Source organism: Pseudomonas sp. MF09150, assembly GCF_059862355.1.
The window spans coordinates 456981-476004 of sequence record NZ_JCBCUS010000002.1 but is presented as its reverse complement, the minus strand read 5'-3'; the positions used below and the strand labels follow the sequence as shown (position 1 = coordinate 476004).

Genomic DNA, 19024 nt, shown 5'->3' with positions numbered 1-19024 from the left:
GCCTTTTTCATCTCCGAGCGCAGCGTTGCGCGTTCTTGCCGGTGGTTTGGCAGACAGTCGCTTTACCCACGCAGGAGGCCTGTTGATAATCCCTCGCTCGGTCAGCTTGGGATAGGGCGATGAAGCAACTGGATATGGATTCTGCCGAATGGGAAATGCTCGACCTTGAATGGCATCAAGGGTTTGCCTTCGTGGAGGGGGCGCTGCTGGTGGAGGAGAGGGCCCGGGATGTCTACCTCATGCTCCATGAGGGGCAGACAGCGGCTGAGCAGGCGCGTCAGGCGGCGGCCGAGCAATTCCCGGTTTCACCCCTGGTGGCGGGTGAACCCCTCTGGCGGCACCGTATCCACCGGCATCTGCTACGTGATGCCCGGGCGGACTACTATGCCTTGCCCCGCTACGTCGAGCGTTACGGCTATCACCCTTTGCAAGTCTTGCCGGTGCGGGTGGGCCGTGGCTTGCAGAGCCTGGGCCATGACCATTGGCGCGATCACGACCGCGCCTACTTCTGTCACGACTACGGGCTCGCGGTGATCGAAGGCGCGCAGCATGAGCGCCTGGCGCTTCTGCACCCGGTGCCAGAGAACTGGCCTTCGGGCGCGGTGCTGTTCAGTGACGGGCTCAAGGTCTTCCTCGGCGCCCGGGCGATCGCCAGCGCTGAGCAGCAGGTCCGCGGCACCAACCATCCGGCTTATCAAGTGATCGGCGGCCAGGTCTGCCGGGGCGGCGCCGTGCTGCACCAGAAGGACGGTTCGCCGTTGCCGATTGCCAATCCGCACGGCTTTCAGATGCTGGCCTGGCGCTGGGGCACGGACGGGCACTCGGTGATCGTCCAGGCGCAGCAGGGCTCTAGCGTTGCCTACGAGTATTTCTACCGCATCGATAATGTCGACCTGGCGACGTTCAGTGTGCTCAACGAGCGCTATGCCAAGGACGCACGGCGGGCCTACTACCTGACCGGAAAAACCCTGCGTTATGTCGGCGACTTTCGCCTGCTGAACCGCGTTGAGTCGGTGTTCGATGCCGGTGGTCGAGTCTTGAGCCAGAGTGAAAAGGCGGACCCGTACATCGCCGTGGATGACCAGTTCGTCTACTGCAATGGCACCCGTCTGCGGGGTGCCGATGGTCCGAGCTTTCGCCACCTGGGATTCGACTACTACGCTGACCGGCATCGTGCCTACAGGCGCAGCAAACCGCTGGATGTGGATGTAGATAGCTTTGTGGTGACCCAGCCGGATCGCGGCGAATGCAACTATTCGCCCGTGCTGGTGGGGGACAAGCACGGCCCGCTCGGTTCGGATGGGCTGATCGATGACGCCATGCTGCAAGCGTGGTCCGCGTTCTTCGAGGCTCATCCGCAGTTGCAGGGCTACTGGTGGCACCGCCTGCAGGCGCCATCCGCGTCAACCACCCAAGCCCTGCGTTCCATCGGCTTGGGGTTTGAGCTGGGGCACCAGGTGCACTTTCAGGGTCGCGCCATCAATGGTCTGGATGCCGCCAGTTTCAAATTGCTGGGCACACACCTGTGCGGTGACGCCAACGGCTTGTACCTGATCCCCTTTCATCGTGCCGAAACCAAGGTGCCGGAGCGATTTTCTTCAGCCTCCGCCGATCATTACCGTGACCTGGGTGGGCCCTATCTGACAGATGGGCAGAGGGTTTTTTGCCACCGGATCTTTTATCAGGTGCCTGAGCCGCTGGCTAAAGCGGATCAGGCCAGCTTCGAGTCCTGCGGGCATGGCTGGGCCAGGGATAAGGGCGCGGTGTACTACTACAGCGAAAGAAAAAGGAACCTCGACCCGGCCCACACGCGCTTCATGGGCAGTTACGCCTTCACCGCGACGCAGATGTTTTCCGCAGGCAAGGCGCTGGAGGTGGAATTCAGCCCGGAAGAAGTGAAGGTTCCCCATCCGGATTTCTTGCAGTTGGGCACGCGCAAGCTGTTTTGTGGCCGGCGCCCGGTGAGTGCCAAACGCATCGACCTGGCCAGTCTGGAGTTTCTCGCGGACCGCTATGCCCGGGACAAGCAGCGTTTTTACGAGTACGACGGCTACGCGACGCTCAGTGAGATCAGTGCCGAGCAGTATCGCCACGCAACGATGAAGGCCTCGGCCGGGGACGCTGAAAATCTGGCTGTTTGAGCGGCAAAAGGGCTGCTGTCAGCATTGATGGTGGCCTTTTTTATCGGATAGGTGACTTGTTGCATGGTGTTTCATGGACAGCCCGCTGGCGAAATAGTAGCCTGCGCGCTCTTCGATAAGAGCTCTTGCGTGCCAGCGTGAGAGGAACTATGGAATAGCGCTGTATTGCAAGGGATTGAATGCTTGTCGGGGACATGAATCCGTCTTCTGCCTCTCTCCCTTGATCCCTGCGTACTTGCCATGGCTCCTGAGTGTCAGCGCCTGCCTTCGGCATGCCCGGCAGTCCCGGCTCGAAGAATGAGCATTCAGGGTTCAATGGTGATCGCCCGGCCATTGGTCCCCTAAAAAAGGGCGGCAAGGAGACGCGCATGGCGTTCACTAAAATCATTTTCAAAAACCCGAACACCGGAGCCATCAAGGAAGCGCCAGTTGGTTTCTCCTGGACCGTGTTCTTCTTCGGCTTCATCCCGGCACTGTTCCGCGCCGACTGGAAATGGGCAGCCATCATGTTCCTGCTGGCCATGTTCACGTTCGGCCTGAGCAACCTGGTGTTCATGTTCATCTACAACAAGCTGTACCTCAAAGACCTGATCGGCTCCGGCTTCAAGGCCCAGTCCATCGCCAGCGGCGACCTGAGCTACGCCAGCGCCAACATCGGTATGGAAATCCCGAAGCTGGAAGCGGCATAAGCCACGGGCTTTTAGCCAGACCAAAAAAACGGGCGCCTCCAGTCATGGAAGCGCCCGTTTTTTTTAGGCCTCAGACAGGCTACTGGGCGGCGTCCAGCAGGGCCTGGGAGGCGGCTACGTAGTCGGCCTGGAAGGCCGGTGACTCGATCCAGGCCAGGGCGGCGGCCTCATCGGCTTCAGTGGACCACTGGCGGTACTCGATCAGCGCCGCGAGGATGAAATCGGTGGCGCCGTCTTCGCCTTCCTGCTCGAACACCAGTTCCAGCAGCGGGTCCTGCAAAAAGGCGCTGCACAGGGCCAGTTGGCTGGTCTGCTCGGCGTCGCGCATTTTCTTGAACAGTTCGGTCAGGTCCACCGACTCGAAGTCCAGGCGGTCATCGTTGGGGTCCAGTTCCACCGCGCTGCTGGCGCCGGCGCGCTGGCTGCGGTTCTGCTTGGCCTTGGCTTTGGCCCGGGTGGCACGTTTGTGTTGTTTGTTTGCAGATGCCATGGGCTTCTTACCTGGTGACAAAAGGGGGGAGCGGCGGTTGGAGCCGACAATCAGGCGACACAGGATGCCAGTAAATGAGCGGGCCGGCACCCTTGTCCCCGGGCCCGGGTCAATCGAGCCAGCGTCCCGGCGCGTCGGCCGGCAGCTCGGCGTGCTGCAACCAGGCCAGGGCCAGCGGCCACAACCGGGCCTGGTAGTGGCTGCGAAAAAACGCGAAATGCCCGACCTGCTGTTCGCCGATGTCTTCGGGTGTGAGACGCCGATGGTGACAATCGCCGGCCTCGAAATACGCTAGCAGGCGCTCGATGGCCGGCACCGTGCCGTAGGGGTCATCGCTGATGCTGATGGCCAGGATCTGCGCCGTGACCCGCGCAAAGGGCAGCCCTCCCGTCGTCTCCAGCAGCGCCCGCCCGCTGGGCCGACCCTGGTAGCGAGCGCTGGGGGTGGCCCAGTCGCGCACCACGCCGGAGGGGGTGTCTTCCAGCCAACCCAGGCGCTTGCCGGGGAAGTAACCGCAGACGGCGGTGAGCAGCGGCATCGCCAGGTGCCATTTGAGCAGCATGCGCCAGCGGGTTGCGGCGGCGTAGTCGCGCCAGTAGGCGAACTGCGCGCCAACCGTCACCACGCGCCGGATCAGCGCGCTCGACGCCGCCAGCCCCACCGCGCAGCCGCCGAAGCTGTGGCCGACCACATCGATCGGCTGCCCGGGGAACTCGCGCTGTGCACGTTGCAGCATGGCCTCGAAATCCAGCGCGCCCCAATCCGACCACGACGCCTTGAACCCGCGCAACGAGGCCGGGCGCGACTCGCCGATGCCCCGGTAGTCATAGACGATCACATCCAGGCCGTGGGCGAACAGGTAATCGGCGAAGCGAAAGTAATGTCGACAACGCACCGAGGTCGCGGCGTTGATGATCACCACCGGGCGCTGCGGCTCGTGGCGCGCATGACGCCAGGTAAAGCCACCGAGGCGCACGCCGTCTGCGGCCCGTTCATGGAAGGCTTCGCCACCGGGGCTGGCGGTCTGCCGGGCGATGGGCTCGGGCAAGGGGGACTGCACGGTCATGGCAGGTGTTCCTGGTTGGGGCTGGGTCCGCTGCGGGCCGTCGAAGGGGCGAGTGGCAGCGTTCGGCTCTTTTTAGTGCGCCCATTAATAACCGGGCCGCCCTGCCTCGGGCAACTTTACTCGCCCCCGGTCGATCACGATAATCGGCGCCTCTATCACCTCGGAACGCCGCACATGGAATTGCTGGAAAGGGATCTTGCCGATTGGGAACCACTGGAGCTTGAGTGGCATCAGGGCTTTGCATTTCTGGAGGGGGAGCTGCTGGGTGATGCCCAGGTTCGTGACACCTACACCCTGATCAGCCCCCAGGGCAAGGCGCCCAAAACGGTGGTCGAAGAAGCCATCGCCCAACAGTGTTGGCCGACGCCGCTGATCCCCGGGCAGCCGGTTTGGCGCCATCGCCGCCAGCCCCATCTGCTGGCCGATGCCCGCTGGGTTTTCTACCGGTTGCCGGCATACGACGGACGCCGCGGCTTTCAGGTGTTGCAGGCCTTGCCGTTCCAGTTCCGCGAGCCGCTGCACAGCCTGGGTAATCGCTATTGGCGCGACCGTCTGACCCTCTACTACTTTCACGACTACACCGTGCATGCGGTGCAGGGCGTGCGGCATGCCGAGTTTGCCCTGCTGGAGCAGGACCTGCCTGAAGGCGCCGTGGCGTCGCCGCTGTACAGCGATGGGGTCAACCTCTTCCTCAGTGGCAGTCGTGTAGCCAGTGCTGGCGATCAGGTACGAGCGACCAACAGCGCGGGCTATCGGTTGGTCAATGGCCAGGTCTGCTGTGGTTTCAAGCCCTTGCACCAGAAGGACGGCAGCCTGTTGCCGATTGCCAATCCGGAGGGTTTCCATCGGGTCAATGGCCGCTGGTTCAGCGATGGCCAGTCGATCATCGTCCAGGCGCAGCAAGGGTCGAGTGCGAGCTACGAATACTTCTACAGCATCGATGACGTCGACCTCGAAAGCTTCACCGTGCTCAACGAGCGCTACGCCAAGGACGCCCGGCGCGCCTATTACATCACCGGCAGAACCATCCGCAACGTCGGCGAGTTCCGCCTGGTGAAGGAGCAGTACCCGCAGTTCGACGCCAGCGGGCGACTGGTGGCGAGCACGGAAAGCGACGACCGCTATTTTGCCGTGGACGAGCAACATGTCTACGCTGCCGGCACCCGATTGCGCGGCGCTCACGGCCCGAGTTTTCGCTCCCTGGGCTTCAACCATTACTGCGATCAGCAGCGGGCCTATCTGGGCAAGCAGCCGCTGGAGCTGGAGGTGGATAGCCTGGTGGTGGCCAAGCTGTACCGCGGCGAGGACGAATACGCACCGGTGCTGGTGGGCGACCGGCATGGCCCGCTGAACTCTGGCGGAGTGCTTAATAACGCGATGTTCGAACAGTGGGCGCCGTACTTTACCGCGCACCCCGAGCGACAGGATTACTGGTGGCACCGCATGCAGGCGCAACGTGAACAGCCTGAAGCAGAGGAGGACCCGGCCAACCTGCGGGATATCGGCCAGGGCTTCAGCCTGGGGCGCAGTGTCTACTTCCAGGGGAATAAGATCGAAGGCCTGGACGCGGCCAGCTTCAGATTGTTCAACGAAATCCTGTGCGGCGATGTCAATGGCCTGTACCGCGTTGACTTCTATTCGAAGGCCAACATGACCGCCGAGCGTTTTTCGGCCCAGCCTGTAGAGTGTTTCCGGTTCCTGGATGAGGCGTACATCACCGATGGCAAGGCTGTGTTCAAGTACTGGAATCACTACCACCTGCCGGAACTGCTGCGCAAAGCCGATCTCGCCACCTTCGAAACCTTCAGCCACGGCTGGGCCAGGGACGCGTCGGCGGTGTACTGCTACGGCGAAATAAAAAAGCACCTCAACCCGGCGACTACGCGCTTTTTGGGCAGCTATGCCTTCAGCCCCGACCTGATGTCGTGGGCCGGCAAACCGCTGGATGTGGAATTCACCATGGACGAAGTGTCGGTGCCGCACCCGGAGTTTCTGCAACTGGGGACCCGCAAACTGTTCTGCGGCCGCCGCCCGCAGAGCGCCAAGCGTATCGACCTGCCGACCCTGGAGTTTCTCGACGGCAAATTTGCCCGGGACAAACGAACGTTCTATCGCTACGAGCGCGACCTGGGCCTGACTGAAACCAGCGAAGACGAGTACCGGCAAGCCTTGGCCAAGGCCGGCGAAACGTCGAAATAATCACTCACCAAAGGACTGCACACATGGACGCGACAAACACTCTGCAACCCCAGGAATGCCAGGGCATGGACGATATCCGCCGGGAAATCGACCGCCTGGATCAGAGCGTCATCCAGCTACTGGGCCAGCGCTTTCAGTACGTCCTGGCGGCCTCGAAGTTCAAGACTTCGGCCACCTCGGTGCGCGCTCCGGAACGCTTCAAGGCGATGCTTGCCACCCGCCGCGAATGGGCCCAGGCCGAGGGCCTGAGCCCGGACGCCATCGAGAAAATGTACAGCGACCTGGTCACACATTTTATCGAGCAAGAGCTGCAGCATTGGCAGGCGGCGCAGCCTGCGGTTTGAGTCGATCAGCTTAGGCGCACGCTGAGGTTAAAAGCCCACCGCCCCGCTCCCTGTTTGTTGTCTGCGAGCCCTTCAGGGGCTCGACAGAGCACGCAATAGGGGGTGGAGCGGTGGGCTTTTGCGTTCCCTAAGCAGGCTTTCAGAAGTCTGCAATAAATTAAGAATGGTCTTATGTGCACGTGCGGAGCATGGGCCTAGCATCCTCACGCCTCAAAGAACGCGTGCATGCGCCGCCGGTCGGGAGCCATGCAACGGTTAATTGACGCCAGAATGATGGCCATTTAGCATCACCGTGCTTTCTGCATGGACTGCAGTGCCTTATCAAAGGATTGAACATGTACGGACCCTCCCTCGCGAACCGCTTGCGCGTCGCGTTTGTGTGCCTGCTCTGGTTTTCTGCTGTACCGGATGCGGCCTTGGCCGCGACCAATCCGGGCGATCAGGAGCTGATCCGCGACCGCCAGAACCGCTTGCTGGAAGAGCAGCAACGGCGCCTTGAAGAACTCAGGGAGCTGCCGGGTAAAACGCCAACGCCCGATGCGCCCGAGGTCGCTGGCGACCCTCGTTGTTTTGCCATACGCCAGGTCGATTTGCAGGGCGCCGAGCAGTTGTCCGCCGCCCAGCAGGCGCGCTTGCTGGCGCCCTATAACGGCCAGTGCCTGGGCATGGCGCAGCTCAACCAGTTGCTTCAGGTCATCACCGATCACTACCTCCAACAGGGCTTTGTGACCAGTCGTGCCTATCTGCCGCCGCAGCATCTGGGCAGCGGCATTTTGCGGGTGCAGGTGGTGGAAGGCCGCCTGGAACAGGTGAACCTGGCCCCGGGCAGCCAGCTGTCCCAACGGGAAATAGCCATGGCCTTTCCCGGGCACGAAGGCCAGCTCCTGAATCTGCGGCAGGTCGAACAATTGCTCGACCAACTCAACCGGCTGCCTTCCAACCGCGCCACCATGGAGCTGATGCCTGGCGAGGCGGTGGGTGGCAGCCAGGTGCTGCTGAGCAACCAGCCGCAACAGCCTTGGCGTGCCGCGTTGGCCCGGCATAACAACGGCCAGAAAAGCACCGGTGAACAACAGTGGAACCTTGGGTTGGGCTGGGACAGCCCGCTCGGGCTCGCGGACCAGTTGAACCTGCGGCGCAGCGAGGATGCTGTCAGCGATCACCAGCGCCGTTCCGCCAGCAACTCTCTCAATTACAACCTGCCCTGGGGCTGGTGGAACTTCAGCTACAGCTACAGCGACAGTGAATACCGTACCCGTGGCCAAGGTGCCGGTTTCGATTTCAAGTACAGCGGTGAAAGCCAGACCCACCAAGGACTCGTCGAGCGCGTGATTCACCGTGACGCCCAAGGCAAGACGGCTTTGAGCGCCGGCCTCAGTCATCTGCGAACGGTCAGCTATATCGAAGACAGCCCGCTGCGCAACGGCACCCAGCGCATCACCGAAGCCCAGTTCGGCTTTAGCCATGGTCGGGTGTTGGGCAGCGCCTTCGGCAACCTGGAATTGGGCATGCAGCAAGGCCTCGGCGCCCTGGATGCGATCTCCGACAAGCACGCCGCAAGCACCACGCCAACCGCCCGCTACCGCAAATACACGGCGACCTTGAGTTACCTGCAGCCGTTCAAGTTGTGGGGTGAGGACTGGGCGTTCAGCAGCCTGGCCACCGGTCAGCGCAGTGAAGACCTGCTCTACAACAGCCAGCGCATCAGCCTCACCGGGCAGTCGGCGGTGCGTGGCTACAAAGAGCAATTTCTCTCGGGCGACAGTGGTGGCTACTGGCGCAACGACCTGCGCTGGACCCGCCAGGTCGATAGCACCTGGCTGCGACCGTGGGTTCAGCAATACGGGCTCGGTGTGGCCTACGACCAGGGCGTTGTTCGCCACGACGCCCACAGTGCCGGGCAAAACGGCCAGGTGTCGAGCAATGCCCTGGAGCTCTTTGGCCGGGGTCAGCACATGGGCGCCAGCCTGACGTTTGCCCACTCGCTCAAGCGCCCCACGGCGCTCAGCGAAAGCGAGGCGCCGATCTACTTTCGCCTTGAATTTTTTCTTTGAATGATGTGCCAAGGATTACGTGATATGGACGTTACGCAACAGGCCACCGCGACCTGCAGACCTGCGACCCGACTGCACACTCTCGAGGGTTTTCGAGGCTTGGCCAGGCGCGGCCTGGCACTGATTCTGGCCAACGCGATGGTCTGGCAACCCTTGCTGGTCCAGGCCGAGGGCATTGCCATCAATGGCGGCGGTGGCAGCCTCGGTGCGGCGGCCAACGGCGTCCCGGTCATCAACATTGCCCAGCCCAACAGCAATGGCCTGTCGCATAACACGTTCGAGCACTACAACGTCGGTAGCCAGGGCCTGATCCTCAACAACGCGATCGACCGGACCCAGAGCACCCAGTTGGGCGGAATCATCCTCGGCAACAGCCACCTTCAAGGTCAATCCGCGACCACCATCCTCAACGAGGTCACCAGCAACAACCGCACGCAGCTCAAGGGCTACACCGAAGTGGCCGGGCAGGCCGCACGGGTGATCATCGCCAACCCTTACGGCATTACGTGCGACGGTTGCGGCTTCATCAACACCCCCCAGGCCACACTGACCACGGGCAAGCCGGTCGTCGACCAGGGCCGCCTGGACCGTTTCACGGTCGATGGCGGGGATATCGCCATCGAGGGTGCCGGCGCCAATGCCAGCAACCTCAACCAGTTCGACCTGATCACGCGTTCGGCCAAGATCAACGCCAAGCTCCATGCAAAAAAACTCAACGTCATCGCCGGGCGCAACGAGGTGGACGCCAGCAGCCTGGCCGTCACGGCCCTGGCGCCAGGCGGCTCCCCGGCGCCGCAGTTGGCCATCGACAGCAGTGCCTTGGGCGGCATGTACGCCGGGGCGATCAAGCTGGTGGGCACCGAGCAAGGAGTAGGCGTCAAACTCTCGGGAGAAATGGCCGCCAGCGCCGGCGATATCCACATCGATGTTGACGGTAACCTGACCATGGCCACCACCGCCGCCACGGCGGCGCTGAGCGTCAAGGCCCAGACCCTGCGGGCCGAGGAGGCGTTGTATGCCGGCGGCGACCTGGACATCAACACCCGCGATGAACTGTTCAGCCACAAGAGCATGGCCGCTGGCGGCAAGGTAATGCTGGCCAGTAACGGGCAACTGACCAACCTCGGCGCCATCGAGGCCGGGGTCAATCCCGACAACAGCCGCAATTCGCGCGGCGATGTGCAGATCACCGCGCAGCACCTGCGCAACGCCGGGCAGGTCATCGCCACGCGCCAGCTCGATATCGGCACCGAGCAGACACTGGACAACCGCGACGGCAAGCTGATCGGTGCCCAGGTCCAGCTCAGTGCCACCCACCTCGACAACCGCAATGGCCTGATCGGCGCCAGTACCGGCGAGACCAAGGTGAGCGCCCGCGAGCAACTGGACAACCGTGGCGGCACGCTGCAAGCCGAAAGCAAGCTGCGCCTGGACGGTGGGGCCATGCTCAACCGCAACGGCGTGATGCTCGGCAAGCAGGTCACCCTGGACGCCAAGAGTCTGGACAACAGTGAGCAGGGCCACATCGTGGCCGAGGCCGGTCGCCTGAGTGCGACGGTGGAGCAGGCGCTCGACAATCAACAGGGGCGCCTGCAAGCCTCGGCCGGGGACATGGAGCTCTCGGCGGCCAGCCTCGACAACCGTGGTGGCGTGATGGTTGGCGAGCACGTCCAGGTCACCGCCACCCAGGGAGGCCTGGACAACCAGGGCGGCCAAGTGCTCGGCAGCGGCCTGCAGGTCCAGGCCAAGACCGCGATTGATAACCGCGACGGCGGCCAACTGCTGGCGGGCAGCAACGGCTTGAAACTGGGCAGTGCGTACTTGCACAACCAGCAGGGCCAGGTCATTGCCGGGGGCAGTCATGCGCAGCTCGAGCTGGAGCACCTGGACAATCGGCAGGGCAGTATCAGCGCCAGCAGCCTGAGCCTGACCGCCGACGAAGCCGACAATCGCGCAGGCCACCTCGCCAGCCTGGACGGCCATTTGCAACTGAGCGTGGCGCGACTGAACAACCAGGGCGGATTGATCGAGGCCAGCCAGCACCTGCTGATCGAGGGGCAGCGTCTGGACAACAGTGCCGGCGGCCGGCTGATTGCCTACCTGGGTGAGCTGAGTCGTATCCAGCTCGGCGGCGAACTGGACAACCGCAGCGGACGCATCGCTATTGGCAGCCGCGACTTTGGCCTGCAAGCCGGGACCCTGCACAACGTTGGCGGGCAGATCGAACACGCGGGCAGCGGCTCGTTCGGCCTGCGTTCGGCCAGCCTGTTCGGTGCCCAGGGCCGGGTGATCGGCCAGGGCAGTGGCGCCTGGAATATCGCCCAGGTCGATGGCGCCGGTGTCTGGCACCTCAACGGCGCACTGGATGTCAGTGGCCTGAACAGCATCTCCCTGATGGCCGGCGACCGTATCGCCAGTGCCGGCAACCTCAGCCTGGCAGCCGTCAGCCTGAACAACGCCGGCCAGCTGCTGAGCGATGGCGACCTGGTCCTGACGTTGTCCGGTGACCTTAACAACCAGGGCTTGATCTCGACCCAGAAAGCGTTGCGTATCGACGCCGCCAACCTGACCCAGGAGGGCGGGCGCATCGCCAGTGCCGCCGAGGCCGAAGTCAACCTGACCGGGCTGCTCGACAACCTGGGGCGCCTGACCGCTGGCACTCAACTCAATGTGCGCGCCCATGGCATCGACAACCGCGGCACCTTGGGCGCGCAACAGTTCCTTGGCCTTACCGCCATCCAGGGCATCAGCAACCAGTCCGGCGGCTTGATCTTCAGCGGCGCCGATATGCAATTGCGCGCCGACAGCCTGCTCAATCGCTACGCCGATCTCTACAGCAAAGGCAACCTGAGCTTCGCTGCGGTCGACGGCGGCCGTGCCCGTGAAATGCGCAACCTGTCCGGCAGCATCGAAAGCGAAGGCGACCTGCAACTCAAGGTCGGTGAACTGGAGAACGCCAAGGCCGACTTCGAAGCCGGCGAAAGCGTGGCCAACCGCAACATTCTGATCAACTGCATCGACTGCCGGGGCGATCGCCACTCTGGCTACTACATCGTGCGCACCACCTACGAGGGCTCCGTTCTCAAGGACTCGCCGGCGGCGCGCCTGCTGGCCAATCGCGACCTGTTGCTGGAGGCCGTCACCGTCACCAATGGCCAGAGCCTGCTGGCGGCCAACCGTAACCTCAGCGTCACGGCGGCCAACTTCTACAACCGGGGGCTGACCCTCGACAACCGCGTCGAGACTGTCAATTACTTCCTCAGCGACGTGAGCCAAAGCGCCTACCGCGTGACCGAAGCGGCGACCAATGCCTGGAACGCCTGGAACGCCGGTCTGGCTCCGGAAGACCAGGCGCCGATCCCTGTCTCGATCACCCAATATGGGGTTCACAGCAGCAACAGCACCCTCACCCCCGGCACCAACACCCTTGAAAGTGGCACCGTACAAGCCGGCGCGACCCTGAGCCTGAACATCAGCGGTGAACTGGTCAACGGAACCCTCAGCCCCCAGGGCGACGCTCAACTCCGTGGAACCACCCTGGACAGCCAGGCCTATGGCGCTGGTGGCCAGGAGGTGATTCTCGGCACCCAGGCCGGCGCGCCGGGGCCGTTGAAAGACGTGAAGCGGGTTGAAGTCGTCAATGCCGATGGCAGCGTCCACGTCAGCTTCGTGCCACAGGACTTCAGCGACGCGCCGTTCGTCAGCGTCGACCCGACTTCGCTGCCGACCTTCCGTTTGCCCCAGGGTGAATATGGCCTGTTCACCCAGAGCCGCAACCCGGCGAGTCAGTACCTGATCGAAACCAATCCGGCACTGACCGACCTCAAGCGGTTCATGAGTTCGGACTACCTGCTGGGCCAACTCAATTACGATTTTCGCGAAGCGTCTCGGCGCCTGGGCGATGGGCAATATGAAACCCGCCTGATCGCCGATGCCGTGCGGGCCCAGACCGGCCAGCGCTTCCTTGCCAATGGCCTGAGCAGCGACTACGAGCAGTTCCAGTACCTGATGGATAACGCCATCGGCAGCAAGAGCGCCCTGGGCTTGAGTGTCGGCGTGGGCCTGACGGCTGAGCAGGTGGCGGCCCTGACCCATGACATCGTCTGGATGGAAGAGCGGCTGGTCGACGGCGAATCGGTACTCGCCCCGGTGCTGTACTTGGCCAAGGTCGATTCTCGAAACCTGCGCGGCGCCAGCCTGATTCAAGGGCGTGACGTCAACCTGATCAGCGGGGCTGACCTGAAGAACGTGGGGACCTTGCGCGCCAGCAAAGACCTCACCTTGATCAGCGGTGGCAGCGTCCTTCAGGGAGGGCTGGTCCACGCCAACGACCGCTTGAGCCTGCTGGCGCAGGGCAGCATCCGCAATGCCCTGGCCGGGGAGATTCGTGCCGATAAGGTCGACCTCACCAGCCTGAGCGGCCATATCGTCAACGATCGCACAGCCACCGCCCTGACGGTCGGTGCCGGCAGCGTGACCCATGTGGACGCTGGCAGCCTGATCAGCGCCGGCTCGCAACTGACCCTGAACGCAGCGCAGGATCTGGTGAACGCAGGGCGGATCAGCAGTGGCGGTGACGCCACCCTGAGCGCTGGCAACGACATCAACCTGCTTGCCGTCGAAGACCGCACCCTCAGCGTCGAAGCGTTGGGGCGCGGCATACGCCGCGAAGAGCACATGACCCAGCTGGGCTCCAGCGTCAGTGCCGAGGGCAACCTCACGCTGAAGGCCGGTAACGACATCAACGCCCTGGCCAGCAGCGCCAGCGCCGGACAGGACCTGAGTGTCGAGGCTGCGCGGGACATCAACCTGGCCTCCGCCGCCGACGAGCACACCCTAGAAAGCCGCTACAAAAAGGGTCAGAAAAAAGTCCACAGCATCGACAGCCAGACTCGCCAAGTCGCGAGCGAATTCAGCGCGGGTGGCAACCTCGACCTGCTGGCCGGGCGCGACGCCACCCTGGTGGCCAGCACGCTCGAGGCGGGTGAAGAGGCTTATGTCCATGCCGGCCAGCAACTCAACCTGCTGGCCGCCGAAAACAGCGATTACTCGCTGTACGACATGAAGAAAAAGGGCAGTTGGGGCAGCAAGAAAACCCAGCGCGACGAAGTCACCGACATCACTAACGTGGGCAGCACCATCAAGGCCGGCGGCGACCTGACCCTCAAGAGCGGTGGCGACCAAACCTATCAAGTGGCCAAGCTCGACAGCGGCCGCGACATCCTCCTCGACAGCGGCGGAGCCATCGCCTTTGAAGGGGTGAAGGACCTGCATCAGGAGAGTCACGAGAAGACCAACAACAACGCCTTCTGGGTTTCCTCCAAAGGCAAGGGCAATACCGACGAAACCCTGCGCCAGAGCCAGATGGTGGCGGCCGGCAACATCGTGATCAAGGCCGTTGATGGCCTGCAGATCGACGTGCGGCAGGTCAACCGGCAAAGCGTCAGCCAGACCATCGACGCCATGGTCGCCGCCGATCCGCAGCTGGCGTGGCTCAAGGACGCCGAGCAACGCGGTGATGTCGACTGGCGCCAAGTGAAGGAAATCCACGACTCCTTCAAGTACAGCAACTCGGGGCTTGGGCCGGCGTCGCAGATCATTATTGCGATATTGATGGGCGCGGTAATCGGGCCTATGGCCGGTGGGCTGGTCGGGGGCGGTACGACCGGTGCCGTAGTGGGCGCCGTTGCATCCGGAGCCTCTACCAACGCGACCGTGAGCTTTATCAATAACGGCGGTAACCTCGGGGCCGTGTTCAAGGACGTGACCTCTTCGAATGCCATGAAAGGCTACCTGATCGCTGGTGCGACAGCGGGGCTGACCTCCGGCGTTTTCGACGGGCTGACGGGAACTCAAACCAATCCGTATACCGGCAAAGTCACCGTCCCGAACCTGAGCACCTGGACAGGGGTAGGCCAGTTCGCTGCCAACCAGACCTTGCAGTCGGGTACGTCAATGCTGCTGAGCAAGGCGCTGGGGCAGGGCGGCAGTGCCAGCGATGCGCTGAAAAGCGCGCTGTTCAATACCCTGGCCGCTGCGAGCTTCAATGCCGTGGGTGATTACACCGAAGGCGTGCTGACTGAAGGCATGCCACCCAAGATCCTGGTCCACGCCATGGTCGGCGGCCTGCTGTCAAAAGCCACCGGCGGCGACTTCAAGACCGGCGCCTTGGCGGCAGGAGTGAACGAGGCCCTGGTAGTCCACCTGGACAAGCTGGTGAGCGGTAACAAAACGCTGCTGTCCATGAGCTCGCAAATCGTGGGCGTGCTGACGGCTGCGGCGCAGAAGGATGCGGATGCGCAGTCGATGGAGAAGGGTGGTTGGGTGGCGAAGAATGCTACGCAGTACAACTACTTAGGTCATCAGGAACTAGATGATTTAGAGAAAGAGGCACGTAACTGTAAGGCCCTTGGGAACTGTGACGAGGTCAGGGAGCGATTCAGAAAGCTCAGTGTTCAACTTGATGATGAGCTCGCTGCGGACTGCGGCAGAAATCCGTCAACTTGTCCGACCTTATACGGCGACCTACTGCACGACAGAAATAGTCTGCAGGAGCGCCTGGCGAAGATGTATTTTGATGACAGCATTCCTTCGATGTTCAAGGCGGATCTGCATCGCTATCAGTTGCAGAATACAAGTGCCATAGGCACTCTCACACAGGCTCAAGGTCAATCCTCTCTTGAAAATAAGGGAGTTTCCCCGGAAAAAGCTGAGTGGGGAAGTGCACTTCTCGCCGCAATGGGCGGATTTTTGGGGGCAAAAGGAGAGGCTCATGGTTTATTATCAAAACCTGGTAGTACGTCTGTACCTGCAAGTGGTGTGGGTTCCAGTGCCGTCTTTAAGGTTGACTCGAACCAGGTAGGTACGAAGTTTCGGAAGCATGTTAAAGATTATGGTGGCAATCCGGCCAATCCCGCAGATCGTAAAATGGTTCTTGATCGAATTAATGATATTGGAAATAATCCTGAAAAAGTTATTCCTGGGACTTTTGCTGGGCAAGGAGCGAATGGGTTACGTGGAGATGTATTCTTCAGGATTAAAGGTAATGATGTGGTCGTTACTAAGCCTAACGGAATGTTCGTGACTATCCTGAAAGATGGCGTAACTGAGAACCTCTCTGTAAAGACTGCATTGAAGGGAGGGGTAAGATGATGAGTTCCCCAGAATTCATGATTGCTTGGTTTCAGAAAGTTATCGGAAAGAAGCTGGTTTTAGTAAATGCTCTATTCCATGTTTTGGGTTCTGAAAGAGGCTCATCGCCTCAAGAAATTAGTTTTCAATTCGATGCCTCTGAGCCTGGAAGATTGTATTGTGGAAGTGATGGCGCTTCAATATGTTTTTCGCTGAGTCCAATTGTTGGTTGTGAGTTGGGGGAGTACGGTGAACAAGTTGTCTATTGTATCTCTAGTGAATCTTGCTTCTCCAATGTTGTTGGGGATAGGTTGATTTCGGCTTCATCTATAAGCTCATCTGCAGAAGAAGCAATTGTAGGGATTTCCCTTTCGTTCTATAAAGGCTGTCAGCTATCAGTTTTGAATTTGGGGGATGAGCTTTATGTTTATGGTGAAGTGCCAGAAGAGATAATTATCAGCGAGGGGTTAGAATTTATTTCTGTGAGCTAATGCTGCAAAGGGAGGAACTCTAAAAGCGACAGGAAGCGGAGCGAAGTTTGTCGACCAACCAAAATTTGATGACCACTTTGCACGTCATGGCAGTGACTTTGGCGCAAAAAATAAGCTTGAGTATCAAGCACAAGCTGATAAGTTTTTAACAGCCTCGAAACCTGCGGGCGTGCTTGAAAAAGCAAGACCTAATGGAGATATCGTACGCTACAACCCTGGCACCGATGAATTTGGTGTCGTATCAAGTGGGGGAAGTATACGCACGTACTACAAACCTGATCCAGCAGTGCTTGGTAAGGGGTCAAGCTTGGACTGTTTTAATGCCCAATAGTAATAAAAAATATGTATGTCCGGTATGCAGATATCCTGATCTTAATGAGCCGGCGTATGACAGTTTTGGCTGTGCCTCGTACAATATTTGTCCATGCTGCGGGACGGAATTTGGATATGATGACTCGACAACCGCTCATTCCGATTTACGTGGAAAGTGGGTTTTTGAGGGGATGCAGTGGTGGAGCAAGCATCAACTAAAACCTAATGATTGGGATCCGGTCAGGCAGCTAAAAAACAACTAAATGCTTTGTTTATTGCTGCAAAAGGAACTGCGGCAAAGGAAGGAAAGTTTCCAGACGAGGTGTTTACCGGGAAGAAGCCACATCAGACGACGCCTGGCACAAAGAGTACGACACAAGAGAGGTATAACCCAGCGACTGGGAAGCTTGAAAAATCTGTGATCGAGTACGATCAGTATGGTCGACAGGTTAAGAGAACGGATTACACGAATCATGGATATGGAGACAAAGGAAAGCCTGCGGAATATCATTCCGATCCGCACACGCATACCTACGAATATGGTCCTGGCTATGGAGCCAATGGTAAAGAGACGAGGGTAAATCATGATTAAAGTTCTGCAATTGAATGAGTTACTTGTTGCTCACAATTGCTTGTGCGCCATTAGTATTCAGTTGAATGAAGAAGGGGGGGGCTATGATTTATCTCTATCGATCTCGGTTTCTGAAAAGGCAGAGGCTGATGTTGTGCGTATCAGATTTATTGATATCAGTCATTTTACGTCCCGTGATATTGGCGGCGGGTTGACTCAGCTGATGCATATGAGCGTGAGTAAGCTAGATTCGGGTTTTGACAGGATGCGTTATCAATTGATCGATCTCGAAGATAATAAGTTGTCATTTTACTTCTCGTCAGTTTCGGTTGATTAGATGCTGCAAAAGGAACTGGTGCGGTAGGGAAAGAGATTCCAGCTACTTCCTCGATAGCCAAAGAAGGGCTGAAAAACAACCTTGCTGCTCAGTCTGATATACCCCGCGATATTGTTGGTAAGCCTTCTAGTGTTTGGGGTAAATCGATTGATGATATTAAGCAGTCACTAACTATGGATGGCGCAACTGCAACTGTTTCAATAAAGTCTAAGGCCTCCGGTAATGCTCAAGTATATAAAATTGAAGGCGGTACTACTGGGGTTAAGGGAATTCAACACAGTCCATCAACTATAGGTAGAGATGTGTCCCCATCCACTCATCAAGGTGAGCATTACAAAATAACTTATTCTGACGGTAGTGCTGTGGTTTACGAATGCAAAGGAGTTTTCTAGTTTCGGCGGTAGTGTTAGAGATGGTCTGTCGAAAGCTGGTTACGGAAATGTTGAGCCCATTCTTCAGGGGAGCGCGGTAACAGGTAAAAGTTATCGAACTGGACAGGCGTTTGATGTTGGAAGGACTAGTGACTTTGATATTGCACTGGCAAGTCCGGAGCTTTTGCGAAAAGCAGAATCTTTGGGGATTGGGCTAAGAAGTGGCGGAGCGCGAACTGGCCCACTAAGCACGAGAGACCTAAAAGTGTTAGGTTTAAATGATCTGGCTAGTCAGCTGAGTAAGCAAGCCGGTCGAGATGTTAACTTTATGATTTATGGTTCGACACCCTCGGCAACAAGTCGAGCCCCAAGTCTTATTTTGCCTAAGTGACTAAAATGGCTGCTTATGATTTATATGGTTTCAAGGGTATGGCTATTTTGGAGGCCAAATCAAAAATTGAGGAAAAGTTAAGCTTCTCTCTTGAGGAGAGAGAGAGTTCATATCAAGGAGGGATCTATTATAAGTTTGGTGACGAGGAGTCAGAAAGCTTTGTTTTGAAAGGAAATATTGACCCTTTTGATGGAGAGGCTGTTGAGCAAATGTTCTCTGACTATCCGGTTTTACTTTATGTAGACATGACTTTGCGTTCTGAGGAGATTAAATCGTTGTTAAGCACAGAATTTTGTTTGCTCAGACATGAACTGTTTGACTAGAAATATCCCTGGCCAAGCCAGGGGTGTTTTCTTACTCCGTGATAATCACCAAACATCCCTTTAACGTTCTCGTTCACCTCAAACCCCGCCTGCCGTAACCACAGTCCTCGGAGT

12 protein-coding genes are annotated in these 19024 nt (G+C 59.5%); 10 read left to right on the top strand and 2 right to left on the bottom strand.

Annotation, left to right across the window (positions count from 1 at the left end):
* The first annotated feature begins 119 nt into the window (after positions 1–119).
* Together AC19YX_RS11615 and AC19YX_RS11610 are read left to right on the top strand one after the other, a co-directional pair.
* Positions 120–2141 (top strand): DKNYY domain-containing protein, encoded by a 2022-nt coding sequence (locus AC19YX_RS11615; RefSeq protein ID WP_500606290.1) that lies wholly within the window; start codon positions 120–122, stop codon positions 2139–2141.
* A gap of 368 nt (positions 2142–2509) precedes the next feature.
* Positions 2510–2830, top strand: a complete 321-nt coding sequence (locus tag AC19YX_RS11610) for a hypothetical protein (protein ID WP_020299573.1) — start codon at positions 2510–2512, stop codon at positions 2828–2830.
* A 79-nt stretch (positions 2831–2909) separates the two neighbouring features.
* On the opposite strand, the gene AC19YX_RS11605 is transcribed toward AC19YX_RS11610, so the two are convergent.
* Positions 2910–3320, bottom strand: coding sequence for a hypothetical protein (locus AC19YX_RS11605; RefSeq protein WP_078469361.1), 411 nt, complete (start codon positions 3318–3320; stop codon positions 2910–2912).
* A 109-nt stretch (positions 3321–3429) separates the two neighbouring features.
* A complete protein-coding gene (locus tag AC19YX_RS11600; RefSeq protein ID WP_421547641.1) occupies positions 3430–4386 on the bottom strand; it encodes an alpha/beta hydrolase family protein in 957 nt (318 codons plus the stop codon).
* 174 nt (positions 4387–4560) lie between these two features.
* On the opposite strand from AC19YX_RS11600, the gene AC19YX_RS11595 reads away from it, so the two are divergent.
* The 8 genes from AC19YX_RS11595 to AC19YX_RS11560 all read left to right on the top strand — a co-directional run bounded on the left by AC19YX_RS11595 (position 4561) and on the right by AC19YX_RS11560 (position 18910).
* The gene (locus AC19YX_RS11595) at positions 4561–6585 is read left to right on the top strand and encodes a DKNYY domain-containing protein (RefSeq protein ID WP_500606289.1); all 2025 of its coding nucleotides are present in this window, start codon (positions 4561–4563) and stop codon (positions 6583–6585) included.
* 23 nt (positions 6586–6608) lie between these two features.
* Positions 6609–6929: an isochorismate lyase gene (locus tag AC19YX_RS11590; RefSeq protein WP_078469364.1), complete on the top strand. Its 321-nt coding sequence runs from the start codon at positions 6609–6611 to the stop codon at positions 6927–6929.
* A 335-nt stretch (positions 6930–7264) separates the two neighbouring features.
* Positions 7265–8983 carry a ShlB/FhaC/HecB family hemolysin secretion/activation protein gene (locus AC19YX_RS11585; RefSeq protein WP_500606288.1) on the top strand — a complete coding sequence of 573 codons (1719 nt, stop codon included), beginning with the start codon at positions 7265–7267 and terminating at the stop codon, positions 8981–8983.
* Between the two features lie 24 nt (positions 8984–9007).
* Entirely contained in the window at positions 9008–16135 is a 7128-nt protein-coding gene (locus AC19YX_RS11580) for a two-partner secretion domain-containing protein (protein ID WP_500606287.1), read from the top strand.
* Entirely contained in the window at positions 16132–16605 is a 474-nt protein-coding gene (locus AC19YX_RS11575; RefSeq protein ID WP_500606286.1) for a hypothetical protein, read from the top strand. The genes AC19YX_RS11580 and AC19YX_RS11575 overlap by 4 nt, the downstream gene beginning before the upstream one ends.
* A gap of 541 nt (positions 16606–17146) precedes the next feature.
* The gene (locus AC19YX_RS11570) at positions 17147–17509 is read left to right on the top strand and encodes a hypothetical protein (RefSeq protein ID WP_500606285.1); all 363 of its coding nucleotides are present in this window, start codon (positions 17147–17149) and stop codon (positions 17507–17509) included.
* Positions 17502–17825 (top strand): hypothetical protein, encoded by a 324-nt coding sequence (locus AC19YX_RS11565; RefSeq protein ID WP_500606284.1) that lies wholly within the window; start codon positions 17502–17504, stop codon positions 17823–17825. Before AC19YX_RS11570 ends, AC19YX_RS11565 begins: the two co-directional genes overlap by 8 nt.
* A gap of 767 nt (positions 17826–18592) precedes the next feature.
* Entirely contained in the window at positions 18593–18910 is a 318-nt protein-coding gene (locus AC19YX_RS11560; RefSeq protein ID WP_500606283.1) for a hypothetical protein, read from the top strand.
* The last annotated feature ends 114 nt before the right edge of the window (positions 18911–19024 follow it).